Annotated in this window: 12 protein-coding genes and 1 tRNA gene; 3 read left to right on the top strand and 10 right to left on the bottom strand. The window is 68.6% G+C overall.

All coding sequences use genetic code 11. The features are described 5' to 3' along the window. Positions 1–36 precede the first annotated feature (36 nt). From OPU66_RS03670 to map, 8 genes are all read right to left on the bottom strand, one after another. Positions 37–456, bottom strand: a complete 420-nt coding sequence (locus OPU66_RS03670) for a hypothetical protein (protein ID WP_498552253.1) — start codon at positions 454–456, stop codon at positions 37–39. A gap of 74 nt (positions 457–530) precedes the next feature. Next, positions 531–800: a hypothetical protein gene (locus OPU66_RS03665; RefSeq protein WP_498552252.1), complete on the bottom strand. Its 270-nt coding sequence runs from the start codon at positions 798–800 to the stop codon at positions 531–533. Beyond that, positions 797–967 carry a hypothetical protein gene (locus OPU66_RS03660; protein WP_498552251.1) on the bottom strand — a complete coding sequence of 57 codons (171 nt, stop codon included), beginning with the start codon at positions 965–967 and terminating at the stop codon, positions 797–799. The genes OPU66_RS03665 and OPU66_RS03660 overlap by 4 nt, the downstream gene beginning before the upstream one ends. A gap of 113 nt (positions 968–1,080) precedes the next feature. Beyond that, positions 1,081–2,643, bottom strand: a complete 1,563-nt coding sequence (locus OPU66_RS03655) for an MBL fold metallo-hydrolase (protein ID WP_498552250.1) — start codon at positions 2,641–2,643, stop codon at positions 1,081–1,083. A gap of 120 nt (positions 2,644–2,763) precedes the next feature. Then, the gene (gene glnA / locus OPU66_RS03650; protein ID WP_498552249.1) at positions 2,764–4,176 is read right to left on the bottom strand and encodes a type I glutamate--ammonia ligase; all 1,413 of its coding nucleotides are present in this window, start codon (positions 4,174–4,176) and stop codon (positions 2,764–2,766) included. A gap of 114 nt (positions 4,177–4,290) precedes the next feature. After that, complete coding sequence (locus OPU66_RS03645; protein ID WP_160592676.1) at positions 4,291–4,629, bottom strand: P-II family nitrogen regulator; 339 nt, start codon at positions 4,627–4,629, stop codon at positions 4,291–4,293. A gap of 178 nt (positions 4,630–4,807) precedes the next feature. Continuing rightward, entirely contained in the window at positions 4,808–6,985 is a 2,178-nt protein-coding gene (locus OPU66_RS03640; RefSeq protein WP_498552248.1) for a PQQ-dependent dehydrogenase, methanol/ethanol family, read from the bottom strand. A 298-nt stretch (positions 6,986–7,283) separates the two neighbouring features. Then, on the bottom strand, positions 7,284–8,105 hold the full coding sequence (map, locus tag OPU66_RS03635) for a type I methionyl aminopeptidase (RefSeq protein ID WP_498552247.1): 822 nt from the start codon (positions 8,103–8,105) through the stop codon (positions 7,284–7,286). A 59-nt stretch (positions 8,106–8,164) separates the two neighbouring features. Between map and OPU66_RS03630 the strand changes: the two genes are divergently transcribed. Continuing rightward, entirely contained in the window at positions 8,165–8,923 is a 759-nt protein-coding gene (locus tag OPU66_RS03630; RefSeq protein ID WP_498552246.1) for a competence/damage-inducible protein A, read from the top strand. Positions 8,924–9,039: 116 nt separating this feature from the next. On the opposite strand, the gene OPU66_RS03625 is transcribed toward OPU66_RS03630, so the two are convergent. Both OPU66_RS03625 and OPU66_RS03620 read right to left on the bottom strand, forming a co-directional pair. Continuing rightward, positions 9,040–10,284: an MFS transporter gene (locus OPU66_RS03625; protein ID WP_498552245.1), complete on the bottom strand. Its 1,245-nt coding sequence runs from the start codon at positions 10,282–10,284 to the stop codon at positions 9,040–9,042. 62 nt (positions 10,285–10,346) lie between these two features. Further along, a tRNA-Gly gene (locus OPU66_RS03620) sits at positions 10,347–10,420 on the bottom strand. Between the two features lie 776 nt (positions 10,421–11,196). Between OPU66_RS03620 and panB the strand changes: the two genes are divergently transcribed. Together panB and OPU66_RS03610 are read left to right on the top strand one after the other, a co-directional pair. Next, entirely contained in the window at positions 11,197–12,054 is an 858-nt protein-coding gene (gene panB / locus OPU66_RS03615) for a 3-methyl-2-oxobutanoate hydroxymethyltransferase (protein WP_498552349.1), read from the top strand. 96 nt (positions 12,055–12,150) lie between these two features. Further along, the gene (locus tag OPU66_RS03610; protein ID WP_498552244.1) at positions 12,151–12,831 is read left to right on the top strand and encodes a tetratricopeptide repeat protein; all 681 of its coding nucleotides are present in this window, start codon (positions 12,151–12,153) and stop codon (positions 12,829–12,831) included. Positions 12,832–12,897: the final 66 nt, after the last annotated feature.

Here is a 12,897-nt window from a genome sequence, read left to right as displayed (position 1 = left end):
CGATGTCGAACCCGTGGCGGCCGCGCACGACCTTTGTCAGGTTTCGGTCTGTGCAAGCACCAGCTGGACAATCAGCTCGCTCAGCCGGCGGGCGGCATCGTCGCGTGACAGCGGCCCGAAATCGTCGACCAGAAACGCCCGGATCTGGCGGTCGAAATAGGTTGCCTCGCCCGAATAGGCGGTGTGCCAGCCGCCAAAGCCGCGGCTGTCGATTTCCTCGCGCAGGACCAGCCGGTGATGCTGGCCCTGCCGCACCACGGGAAGCATGCCGATGATGCCGTCCAGCCCGGCTGGCGACCCTTCGATCAGTTCGGCGCAGTGCGCACCGGTTGAAATCCACGCCCCGGTCAGCGGTTCGGTCGACGTGCGGATAATCGCCCCGCAAGGCACGAAATCAGGGCCGATCCGCGCGCCCGCACTCGGTGTCTTGCTGACGAGGATGATCCGCTCGAGCATGGCGCGATGGTGTCGGGTCCAAAGGGAATGCTTCCGGCTATAGCCATGGCCGGCGGCGCGCCAAGCTGGGGTTTCTACACTGGTTCGCCGGTTTCGATCGTTAATGCCTCGATGACGATCACGTCGTCCTGCACCCGGACGGAAATATCGGCGACCAGATGCCCGGCAAGGGCAAACTCCTGCTCGCCAAGCGATGCGTCCGGGGCCGGGCCGCGATAGTGCATGACATGCCGCATCCCGTAAAATGTGACGCTTGCCCAGGGGGTTGTCTCGGACGACAGCAAGGTCCAGCTGGGATAGAGGCGCACCAGTGCGCGGTGCAGGGCGCGGTGCGGATCGGTCATTGCGGCTGGTCCAGAAACGCCTCGATCCGCGCGGCCATGCGCGCGGTCGGCTCGCGCCCGCGGCGCATGTCGAACACCAGCCGGGGATCGTTGGCGACCGTGCGGCCGAACCGCGTCGGGGCCATGGCATGGTCGCGCAGATATTTCTCGATTCGCCTGAGGATCATTGCGAAGACTCCGGATAGGGCATTGAATAGGCATTTCCCTATCCAGCGCTCATATTCCTATTTGTCTAGGTAGAATCCTAGGCATTCTGCTCCAGAATGGAGTTGTTCGCCGGTCAGGGACGGCGATAGGCGTCCAGCACCGCGCGCAGTTCGGCGATCGCGGCGCGGCGGCGGGCAGGGTCTTCGATCCGGCCCAGATCGCGGCGCAGATTGACCGCAAGCTCGGCATAATCATTCTGCCAGCCGCGCCCGAGGATCTCGCGCACATCGGCGCGGGCGGCGCCCCGACGGACGGCGGGGCCGGCCGGGGTCAGCACCCAGGTCTCGCCCAGTGCCGGCGTCGCGACATCGGCAAAGTCCGCGCCCAGCGCTCCGGCCAGCGCTGCCAGCGCGTCCGCCTCGCCGTGCGTGAGGAACAGCGTGCCCGCCACCGGCCGGCGTGCCCGTGCCCAGGCGATCAGTCCGTCGCGGTCGGCATGGGCGGAATAATCGTCAAGCTGCCGCACCGTCAGCCGCACGGCGACGTCATGGCCCGAAATCCGCACCCGCTGCGCGCCGTCAAGGATCGTGCGCCCCAGCGTGCCGGTCGCCTGATAGCCGATGAACAGCAGCGTGGAGTCGCTGCGCGCCAGATTGTCGATCAGGTGATAGCGGATGCGCCCGCCCTCGCACATGCCCGACCCGGCGATGATGATCGCCCCCGACAGCCGTTCCAGCGCGCGCGACTGTTCGACCGTTTCGACATAATGAAACGCCGGATGCGCGAACACATGGGCATCGTCGACATCGTCCAGCCGGGCCGCATGGCGGGCAAAGACACGGGTGATGCGGGTGGCGAGCGGCGAATCGATGAAGATCTGCGCGTTGGGCAGCCGGCCGCGGTTGATGAGCACGGCCAGGTCGAGCAGCAGCTCCTGTGTGCGCTCGAGCGCAAAGCTGGGGATCAGCAGATTGCCCCCGCGCGCCCGCGCCGCCATGACCTCGGCGGCAAGCAGGTCGCGGCGCTGCTCTTGGTCGAGCGGTGCGCGTGTCCGGTCGCCATAGGTCGATTCCATGATGACATGGTCGATCCCCGCCGGGGCCTGCGGGTCGGCGACCAGCGTCGCGCCATCGGGGCCGAGATCGCCTGAAAACAGCAGCTTCATCCCCCGGTGCGTGACCAGCGCCGATGCCGAGCCGAGAATATGGCCGGCGTTCCACAGCTCGACCGTCACGCCTTCGACCGGCACGAACGGCGTGCGCAGCGCCACTGGCTGGAGCAGCGTGAGCGCGCGTTCGGCATCCTCCAGCGTATAGAGCGGCTCGACCGGCGGCTCGTCCGCCCGGTCTCGCCGCCGGTTGCGCCGTTCTGCATCCTGCTCGCTGATCCGCGCCGAGTCGCGCAGCAGATGTTCGAGCAGCTCGGCCGTCTCGGGCGTGCAATGGATCGCGCCGTGAAAGCCCGCTGCCACCAGCCGGGGCAGCAGCCCCGAATGATCGAGATGGGCATGGGTCAGGATCACCGCCTCGATCCGGCGCGGGTTGAACGCAAATGGCTCCGCGTTCAGCGCCTCAAGGCTGCGCGATCCCTGGAACAGCCCGCAATCGATCAGCAGCTTCCTGCCGCCAAGGTCGAGTTCGTAGCAGGACCCGGTGACGGTGCCGGCCGCGCCGTGAAAGGCGATGGTGCTGGTCATGGGCCGAGACTGGCCGGGGGCGGGCGGCCTGCCAAGCAAAAACGCCGCGCATCGCTGCGCGGCGTCTTGTCGCGGATCGACGGTGCGGGCGGGCCGGCAAATGGCCCACCCGCCGGCCGGTCAGCCGCTGTAATACATGTCGAACTCGACCGGGCTGGGGGTCATTTCCCAGCGCGCGACCTCGGCCCGCTTCAGCTCGATATAGGCCTCGATCTGGTCGCGGCTGAACACATCGCCCTTGAGCAGGAAGTCCATGTCCGCCTCGAGCGAGTCGAGCGCCTCGCGCAGCGACCCGCAGACGGTCGGCACATTGGCAAGCTCGGCCGGCGGCAGATCATAGAGGTTCTTGTCCATCGCATCACCCGGATGGATGCGGTTCTGGATGCCGTCCAGCCCCGCCATCAGCAGCGCTGCATAAGCGAGATAGGGGTTGGCGAGCGCGTCGGGGAAGCGGAACTCGACGCGCTTGGCCTTGGCCCCCGCGCCATAGGGAATGCGGCACGAGGCCGAGCGGTTGCGGCTCGAATAGGCGAGCAACACCGGCGCTTCATACCCCGGCACCAGCCGCTTGTAGCTGTTGGTCGTCGGGTTGGTGAAGGCATTGAGCGCCTTGGCATGCTTGATGACGCCGCCGATGTAGTAAAGGCACATTTCCGACAGGCCGGCATAGCCATTGCCCGCGAACAGCGGCTTGCCCTCGGCCCAGATCGACATGTGGGTGTGCATGCCCGAGCCATTATCTTCCTTGATCGGCTTGGGCATGAACGTCGCGGTCTTGCCATAGGCATGCGCGACCTGATGGACGACATATTTATAGACCTGCATCCGGTCGGCGGTTTCGACCAGCGTGCCGAAGGTCAGGCCGAGTTCGTGCTGGGCGGCAGCGACTTCGTGATGATGCTTGTCGCAGGGCAGGCCCATTTCCAGCATCGTCGAGACCATCTCGGCGCGGATGTCGACGGCGCTGTCGACCGGCGCGACCGGGAAATAGCCGCCCTTGGCGCGCGGGCGGTGGCCCAGATTGCCGGCATCATAGGCGCGGCCGGTGTTGGTCGGCAGCTCGATATCGTCGATCCGGTAATAGCTGGTGTTATAGCCATTTTCGAACCGGACATCGTCGAACATGAAGAACTCGGCCTCGGGGCCGACATAGATGGTGTCGCCGATGCCGGTCTGCTTCAGATAGGCTTCGGCGCGCTTGGCGGTCGAGCGCGGGTCGCGGGCATAAAGCTCGCCGGTCGACGGCTCGACGACGTCGCAGAACAGGATCAGCATCGGCGTGGCCGAAAACGGATCGACATAGGCGGCATCCAGATCCGGCTTCAGGATCATGTCGCTTTCGTTGATCGCCTTCCACCCGGCGATCGACGAGCCGTCGAACATCAGCCCGTCGGTCAGCGCATCCTCGTCCATCACGCCGGCGCACATCGACAGATGCTGCCACTTGCCATGGGGGTCGGTGAAGCGAAGATCGACCCACTCAATCTCTTCGTCCTTGATGCGCTTCAGAATGTCGGCAGCGGTGGTCGGCATCAGTCTGTCCTTGGTGGTGCCCCGGGCCGGCATGGCCGGGGCGGGTGGAAACTGGGGCGTCAGCGCCCCGGAAAAGGCGACACCGGCAGCCGCCCCAAAGCCTGAACCCGCGCCTTACAGCGCGTCATTGTCCCGTTCGCCGGTGCGGATGCGCAGCGCGGTCTCGACCGGCAGGACGAAGATCTTGCCGTCGCCGATGCGCCCGGTCTTGGCGGCGTTGCTGATCGCTTCCACCACCCGCTCGGCCAGTTCGTCGGCAACGACGACCTCCAGCTTCACCTTGGGCAGGAAATCGACGACATATTCGGCGCCGCGATACAGCTCGGTATGGCCTTTCTGGCGGCCAAAGCCCTTGGCCTCGGTCACGGTGATGCCGGACACGCCGACTTCGTGCAGCGCCTCCTTCACCTCGTCGAGCTTGAAGGGTTTGATGATCGCTTCGATCTTTTTCACTGGCTGCTCATCCCCCCGGGCGTGTGTCCGCCGCCTGACCCTGCATAAGCCCGCCGCCCGGCGAGTCGCAAGCAAGCGCCGCTGCAAATGCGAAATGTCCCGCCCGTCTGCCCATTTGCTGGGCAGACGGGCGGCAAATGCCGCGCAATTGGGCAGTTTTCCGGCGCGCCCCGGCCGGTCAGCGCGTGCCCGCCGATCCGCCCGCACCGGCTGCCTGTTGCTGGCTGCGCGCATAATGCGCCTCCCCGGTCACATAGGCGCGCAGCGCCTCCGCCCCCGCCGCATCGACCACCGCGCGGAAACTCACCATCCCGCGCTCGGTCAGCGCGCCATCGCGCACCACCGACGCCCATGCCGCGGCATCGCCCAGCAGGCCCGACCGGCGCAGATCGGGCGTCACCCCGCCGCCGACCGCGCCCGAGCCGTGGCACACCGAACAATAGCGCGCGAACAGCCGCTTGCCCGCCAGCACCGTTTCGGCCGATGCGGTCTGGACGGGCGGATCGAACGGCAGCTCGACCGTCTCCGCCGCCGGCAGCCGGGCCTTGCCGCCCAGTTTCAGCACGATCAGGCGCGGGATGCTCGGCACCTGATTGGCCGCGCCGCCGGCCGCCCCTGCGGTCAGCGGCCACGCGCCGCCCCGACCGGTCGTGAAGGCGACATATTGGGTGCCATCGAGCGTATAGGTCGCCGGGGCCGCCATCACCCCCGACCGGGTCGGCAGCGACCAGAGCTGGCGGCCACTGTCGGCGGCATAGGCGCGCAACTCGCCCAGCGCTGTGCCCTGAAACACCAGATTGCCCGCCGTCGCCAGCGTGCCGCCATTCCAGGGCGTCGGATAATCGACCCGCCAGCGCGCCCGCCGCGCCGCCGGATCCCAGGCGACCAGCGCCCCGCGCGTGGCGGCGATGGCGGCCTTGACCAGCACCGGGTCGCGCGGCAGCCCGCCCTCGGTCAGGTTCGTGCCGGTGTTGAAGCCGAGCGGGCGTGGCTGATCGTCGCCGGGCAAAAGCGGCGGCAGATAGCCAAAGGCAATGTCGTTGACCGGCAGATAAACCAGCCCCGTCGCCGGGCTGAAGCTCATCGGTTGCCAGCTGTGCGCGCCGATGGGGGCGGGCACGGCCAGAAACGGTTTGCCGGTGCGGTAGAAGCGCGCCTCCGGGGCCTCGACCGGCCGCCATGTCGCCGGATCATAGCCGGTCGCCCAGTTCACCTTGGTAAACATGTCCGCCGACAGCGGCCGCCCGCTGCGCCGGTCAAGGACGAAGAAAAACCCGTTTTTGGGCGCGTGATACAGCACCGGCCGCCCGTCCAGCTCAGCGAGGATGATCGGCTGGGTCGCGGTATAGTCCCAGGTTTCGCCGGGCGTTTCCTGATAATGCCACAGATATTCGCCGCTGTCGGGCCGCAGCGCCACGATCGACGACAGGAACAGATTGTCGCCTTCGCCCGCCGAGCGCAGGCCATGGTTCCACGGATTGCCGTTGCCGACGCCGATATAGAGCTGGTCGAGGGCCGCGTCATAGACGATCGCGTCCCACACCGTGCCGCCGCCGCCCGACTGCCGCCACTGGCCGCCGGCCGACCATGTCGCCGCCGCATGGGTGCCAAGCGCTGCATCCGATGCCTCGCCATCGGGCCGCCCGTCCGGGTTGGGGACGGTGTAGAAGCGCCATTTCTTCGCGCCGGTCGCCGCGTCATAGGCGGTGACATAGCCGCGCACGCCAAACTCCGCCCCGCCATTGCCGATGACGACCATGTCCTTCACGATCCTCGGCGCGCCGGTGATCGTGTAGGGGCGGGCGGGATCGGTGGTCTGCACGCTCCACAGCTGTCGCCCGGTCGCCGAATCGAGCGCGATCAGCCGCCCGTCGAGCGCGCCGACGAACACGCGCCCCTTCCACACCGCCACGCCGCGATTGACGACGTCGCAACAGGCGCGGACGGCGGTTTCGCCGGGAACCTTGGGGTCGTGCGTCCATAGCAGGCGCCCGGTGCGCGCGTCATAGGCGAACACCTTGGACCATGGGCCGGTCAGATACAGGACGCCGTCGACCATCACCGGGGTCGCTTCCTGGCCGCGCGCATCGGGCAGATCGGCCCACCAGGCGATGCCGAGACTGGCGACATTGCCGGCGTTGATCGCATCAAGGGGGCTGAACCGCCGCTCGTCCGATCCGCCGCCGACCGAGGGCCAGTCGGTGCCGTTGCCGCCCCTCGCCAGATAGGCGGCATCGACGCCGCTGCCCGGTCTGGCCTTGCCCGACCCCGCACCGCCCGGCGCGCCCGCCAACGCATGGGGATTGGCCACCGCCGCGACGCCGACCATCAGCGCCGCCACCATCACTGCCCGCATCGATCCTCTCCTGCCCAGCTGCCGCGATCATGCGTCGCGGTCATCCGGGTCGGGAGAGTGCCGAGATCAGTTGTAAATCGCTACTTCTTTTTTTGGAAGAACGGCACCGGGAGTTTGTGTTTGGGAAGAGCGGCACCGGCCCGCACCCCCACCCGGCCTCCCCACGGCAGGATACGCTATGGGAGGCCGGGTGGGGGTGCGGGCCGGTGCCGCCCGTGCGGCGTGAGCCGCACCACAAACAACCCGCCGCCCCCGCGCCGACAGGCGCGGCACAAACAACCCCGCCCCCGCGCCGGCGTTACAGATAGGGGCGGTCGAGGCCCTTCGGGCTCTTGGTGAAGATCTCGCAGCCGGTTTCGGTGATGCCGATCGAATGTTCGAACTGCGCCGACAGCGACCGGTCGCGCGTCACCGCCGTCCAGCCATCGTCGAGCAGCTTGGTGTCGGGCCGGCCGATATTGATCATCGGTTCGATGGTGAAGAACATCCCCGGGCGCAGTTCCGGCCCGGTGCCGGGGCGGCCGACATGGACGACTTCGGGCGCGTCGTGGAACAGCCGGCCAAGGCCATGGCCACAGAAATCGCGCACCACGCCGTAACGATGCCCTTCGGCATGGCGCTGGATCGCATGGGCGACATCGCCCAGCCGGTTACCCGGCCGCGCCTGTTCGATGCCCAGCATCAGCGATTCATAGGTGACGTCGACCAGCCGCCGCGCCTTGATCGGCACATCGCCGACCAGATACATGCGGCTGGTGTCGCCGTGCCAGCCATCGAGCAGCGGCGTCACGTCGATATTGACGATGTCCCCATCGCGCAGCGTCCGGTCGGACGGGATGCCGTGGCACACGACATGATTGATCGAGATGCAGCAGCTGTGCGTATAGCCGCGATAGCCGAGCGTCGCCGGCACCGCGCCCGCGCGCAGCATATGGGCGCGGATGATGTCGTCGAGCGCCGCCGTGGTCACGCCGGGGACGACATGGGGGGTGATATCGTCCAGAATCTCCGCCGCCAGCCGCCCGGCCCGGCGCATGCCTTCAAAACCCTCGGGGCCGTGCAGCCGGATGGCGTTGGTGCGGGCAAGGCTGGTGTCGTTGGCGTCGATATAGCTGGTCATCCCCCCGCATATAGACACGAACGCTTGTCAATCCAACGCCGTTGGATGAAGGAGCGGGCATGACCAGCGAACGCATCTGGACCGCCGGCCTTGTGATCATCGGCGACGAAATCCTGTCGGGCCGCACGCAGGACCGGAACATCGCCCAGATCGCCCTGTGGCTGAACCTGCAGGGCATCCGCCTGGCCGAGGTCCGGGTGGTGGGCGACACCGAAGCCGCGATTGTCGAGGCGGTGAACGCACTGCGCGCGCGCAACGATTATCTGTTCACCACCGGCGGGATCGGCCCGACGCATGACGACATCACCGTCGATGCCATTGCCGCCGCGGTGGGCGTGCCGGTGATCGTCCATCCGCGCGCCCGCGCGGTGCTCGAGGCCTATTATGCCAGCCGGGGCGGGCTGACCGAGGCGCGGCTGCGCATGGCGCGCGTGCCCGACGGCGCGGACCTGATCGAAAACCGCATGTCGGGCGCGCCGGGCATTCGCTGGGGCAATATCTTCATCATGGCGGGGGTGCCGAACATCACCGCGATGATGCTCGATGCGCTGTCGGGCACGCTGGAGGGCGGGCGGCCGCTCCTGTCGGCGACGCTGGGCTGCTGGGTCGCGGAAAGCGAGGTCGCTGACCTGCTCCGCCAGACCGAGGCCGCGCATGACGGCTGCCAGATCGGCTCCTATCCGTTTTTCCGCGAGGGGCGGGTGGGGGCGAACTTCGTCATCCGCTCGACCGATCAGGCCGCGCTCGACGCCTGCGCCGCCGATCTCGCCGCGCGGCTGGCGGCAACCGGCCGGGACAGCGTGGCCGACGGAATCTGAACCCGGCGCGCACCGGCCCGCACCCCCACCCGGCGTCCCACGCCCACATCATGTGGGAGGCCGGGTAGGGGTGCGGGCCGGTGCCGCTCCCGCGCCCAGAGGCGCGCAGAAACGATCTAGCCGACCGCGCGCGGCAGGCGGCGGAGCAGCGCCAGCGCGAGCAGCGCAAAGCCCGCCGCGACCAGAAACGCCGCGCCTGACTGCCACAGCGGCGCGCCCGGCCGCGTCGTTTCTGCCATCACCCCGGTCAAGGCGAGTGGTGCGACAATCGAACCGAGGCCAAGCGCCATGCTGGCAATGCCCTGCACCTCGCCCTGCGTCTCTGCGGTCGCGCGGCGCGACAGCATCGCCATCAGGCTGGGCTGGACCAGCGACTGGCCGGCGATGAATGCCAGCGCGGCATAGGCCATCCAGCTTTGGGTGATGAATGCATAGGCGACAAAGCCGCCAATCGCCGCGATCAGGCCCAGTGTTGCCGCGTCGCGCTCGCCCAACCGGTGCACGGCGCGCCCGGTGAGCAGGGTCTGGCTGGCGGCGATGACGATGCCGACCGCCGCGAGGCTCAGCCCGATCATCGCGTTCGACCAGCCGAACCGCGCAATGCCGTAAAAGCTCCAGGTCAGCGGATAGACGAGGCTGGCAATCTGCCACAGCGTCAGGACGAGCGCAGCATGGATCATGCCCGGCGCCGCGCGCGCCGCCGCCAGCGCGCCGAGCGGATTGGCCCGCCGCCAGTCGAACCGCCGCCGGTTGGCGCGGGCCAGCGTTTCGGGAAACACGGTCAGCCCATAAAGCATGTTGAGCGCAGCCAGCGCCGAGGCGGCGTAGAAGGGCGCGCGGTCACTGAGCTGGCCGAGCAGCCCGCCAATCACCGGCCCGGCGATGAAGCCGACGCCGAACGCCGCGCTGACCAGCCCGAACCGCCGCGCCCGCGCCTCGGGCGCGGTCAGATCGGCAATCGCCGCCTGCGCGGGGGCATAGGAGCCGCCAAGCGCGCCCGACAGCAGCCGGCCGATCACGATCAGCATCAGGCTGTCGGCCAGCGCCAGCAGCAGATAATCGGCCGCCAGCCCGGCCAGCGCCACGATCAGCACCGGCCGCCGCCCGAACCGGTCGGACAGATTGCCGAGCACCGGCGCAGCAAAGAAGGTGGCGACGGCAATCGCCAGCCCCAGCCACGCCGCAATCCGGATCGCCCCCGGCAGATCGACGCCGCCCACCCCCATCAACAGCCGCGGCAGCACCGGGATGATCAGCCCGAACCCGATGGCATCGATGAAGATCGTGACCAGCACGAACCGCACCGCATGGCCATCAGCGGCAAGACCGGACGGCGCAGGAGTGGGGGCGGCGCTGGACATGCCCCTGCCTAGCCCGGCGGGGACGGCGGGGCAAAGGGGGCGGCAGAACGGGCTCTGAAAGCTGGAGCGGGTAGCGGGAATCGAACCCGCGCGTTCAGCTTGGGAAGCTGACAGGCTACCATTACATCATACCCGCTCGGTGGGCGTCGCGGGGGTGACCCCGGCTGATGCGGCGGCCCAGATAGCGGGCGCTGGCCGGCGCGGCAAGGGGGCAATGGCGGGCAGTGACGGTCGGGGGGGCGGGGCCGGTTTGGGCGCTGGCCTGTGCCGTCAATCCGCCGGCGCGACTCGCGGGTGCCGCTGCGGTCGCCGCGACTCGGCGACGGGGGCGGGCAGGGGCGCTGATGCCGTCCGAACCGGCCCCGGCGCACGATTCTGAGCCGCGATCATGCTGCGGCGCAATATTTGTCTACCGAAACGGTATTGAAATAAAATTGCAACATCGCTATATGCTCACCCACGCCGGCACTGCCGGTCGACGTTGCGGAGCGCCCACCCCCTTACGCCCGCAGCGTCTCTCCGGGCCGCGCGATTGCGCGGACGGAATATCGCCCGAGCGTGGCCGCCGCCCTCTCTCTCCCCCTTGGCGGTGGCGGACGCGCTCGGGCCAAAAACAAAGGAGACTGAGACATGAAGATGATTGCTGCGATTGCCGCCCTGCTGCTGGGCTTTGGCCTCACCGGTGCCGCCACTTCGGCCTTTGTGCCGCTGAACGTCGCCACCGGCTTCTGATCCCGGCCGCATCTGCGGTCTGACAAGCGGCGGAGCCGGGCCGGTCGTGCCCGGCTCCGCGCTGTCATTTGCGGGGGCCCAAGCGGCCCCGCTCCCCAGCCCCGCCGACCGCCGCGTCAATGTCCGGTTGACGCCAATCGCCGATGGACGGCCGCCGCCTTGCCCGCCTAAATGCGCGGCATGTCGACCACCTACACCCTTGATACCGCGACCAGCCGCGCCAACCCGACCCCGCAGCCGATGAAGCGGCTGACCGCGCCCGCGATCCGTGCGCGGAAAGGGGGCGAGCCGCTGGTGATGCTCACCGCCTATACGGTGCGGATGGCGCAGTTGCTCGATCCGCATTGCGACATGCTGCTGGTCGGCGACAGCCTGGGGCAGGTGGTCTATGGCCTGCCATCGACGCTGCCGGTCAGCCTTGACATGATGTGCGCGCACGGGGCCGCGGTGGTGCGCGGCAGCTATCACGCGATGGTTGTCGTCGACATGCCGTTCGGCAGCTATGAAACCTCGTCCGAACAGGCCTTTGCCAGCGCCGCGCGCATCCTGAAGGAAAGCGGGGCCGCCGCCGTCAAGCTGGAGGGCGGGGAGGCGATGGCGGAGACGGTCGCCTTTCTCGTCCGGCGCGGCATTCCGGTGATGGGCCATGTCGGGCTGACGCCGCAGGCGGTGAACATGCTTGGCGGCCACCGCGTGCAGGGGCGCGACGAGGCGACCGCGCAGCGCGTCGTCGCCGATGCCCGCGCCATTGCCGATGCCGGGGCCTTTGCCGTGGTGGTGGAGGGCGTGGTCGAGCCGATCGGCGTTGCCGTGACGGAGGCGATTGCCTGCCCCACGATCGGGATCGGCGCATCCGCCGCCTGTGACGGGCAGGTGCTGGTGGCCGAAGACATGCTCGGCCTGTTCGAACGCACGCCGCGCTTCGTGCGCCGCTATGCCGACATGGCCGCGCTGATCGACGGCGCGGCTGCCGCCTATGCCGGCGATGTGCGCGCGCGCCGCTTTCCGGGTGATGCGGAGATCTACGCGCCCAAATAAGGGGCATGTCCCGACCGCTTATCCCGCCAGCCTCTTTCCCCGCACGGCCCGCGCGGCTAAGACGGCGGCTGATTTCCCAACCGACGGAGAACTGGCTTGGCCCTTCCGCCGCAGAATAGCGACGCATTCATCCGCGAAGTCGACGAAGAGCTGCGCCGCGATCAGATCTTCGGATTCTGGGCGCGCTATGGGCGCACGGTGCTGGTCGTCATCCTGGCCGGGCTCGCCGTGTTCGCCGGCTATCTCTACTGGCGTCATTATCAGGACCAGCAGGCCGGGCTGACCGGTGAAAAGCTGCAAGCCGCCGTCGACAAGCTGTCGGCCAACCGGTTCAGCGATGCCAAGCCCGCGCTTGAGGAGCTGAGCCGGTCCGACCGTGCCGGCTACCGCGCCGCCGCGCGGCTGGCGCTGGGCGGTGTCGCCGCCCAGGCCGATGACGCGCGCACCGCCGCCGCGCGCTTTGCCGAAGTGGCCGGCGACACCGGCCTGCCGCAGCCGCTGCGCGATCTGGCGCTCATCCGCCAGACGGCGGTCGAGTTCGATCAGCTGCCCCCGCAGACGGTGATCACCCGGCTCCAGCCGCTGGCGACCAAGGGCAATGCCTGGTTCGGCAGCGCAGGCGAAATGGTCGCCGCCGCGCATCTGAAGGCCGGCCGGCCCCAGGCCGCCGGGCCGATCTTTGCCGCCATCGCCGCCGACCCGTCGGTGCCCGAGACGATCCGCACCCGCGCCGTCCAGATCGCCGCCCTGCTGGGCGTCGACAATCAGGGGCGCTGAGGCGATCCGCGCCCGCGCGCCGTTGTGTTGATCCTGTCGCCTTTCCGTTTCCGTTCCAGCCGAGTG

Source organism: Sphingomonas sp. URJC2 (assembly GCF_059803575.1).
Note: the sequence above shows the minus strand (reverse complement) of the source record. Positions and strands in the feature narration are given on the sequence as shown.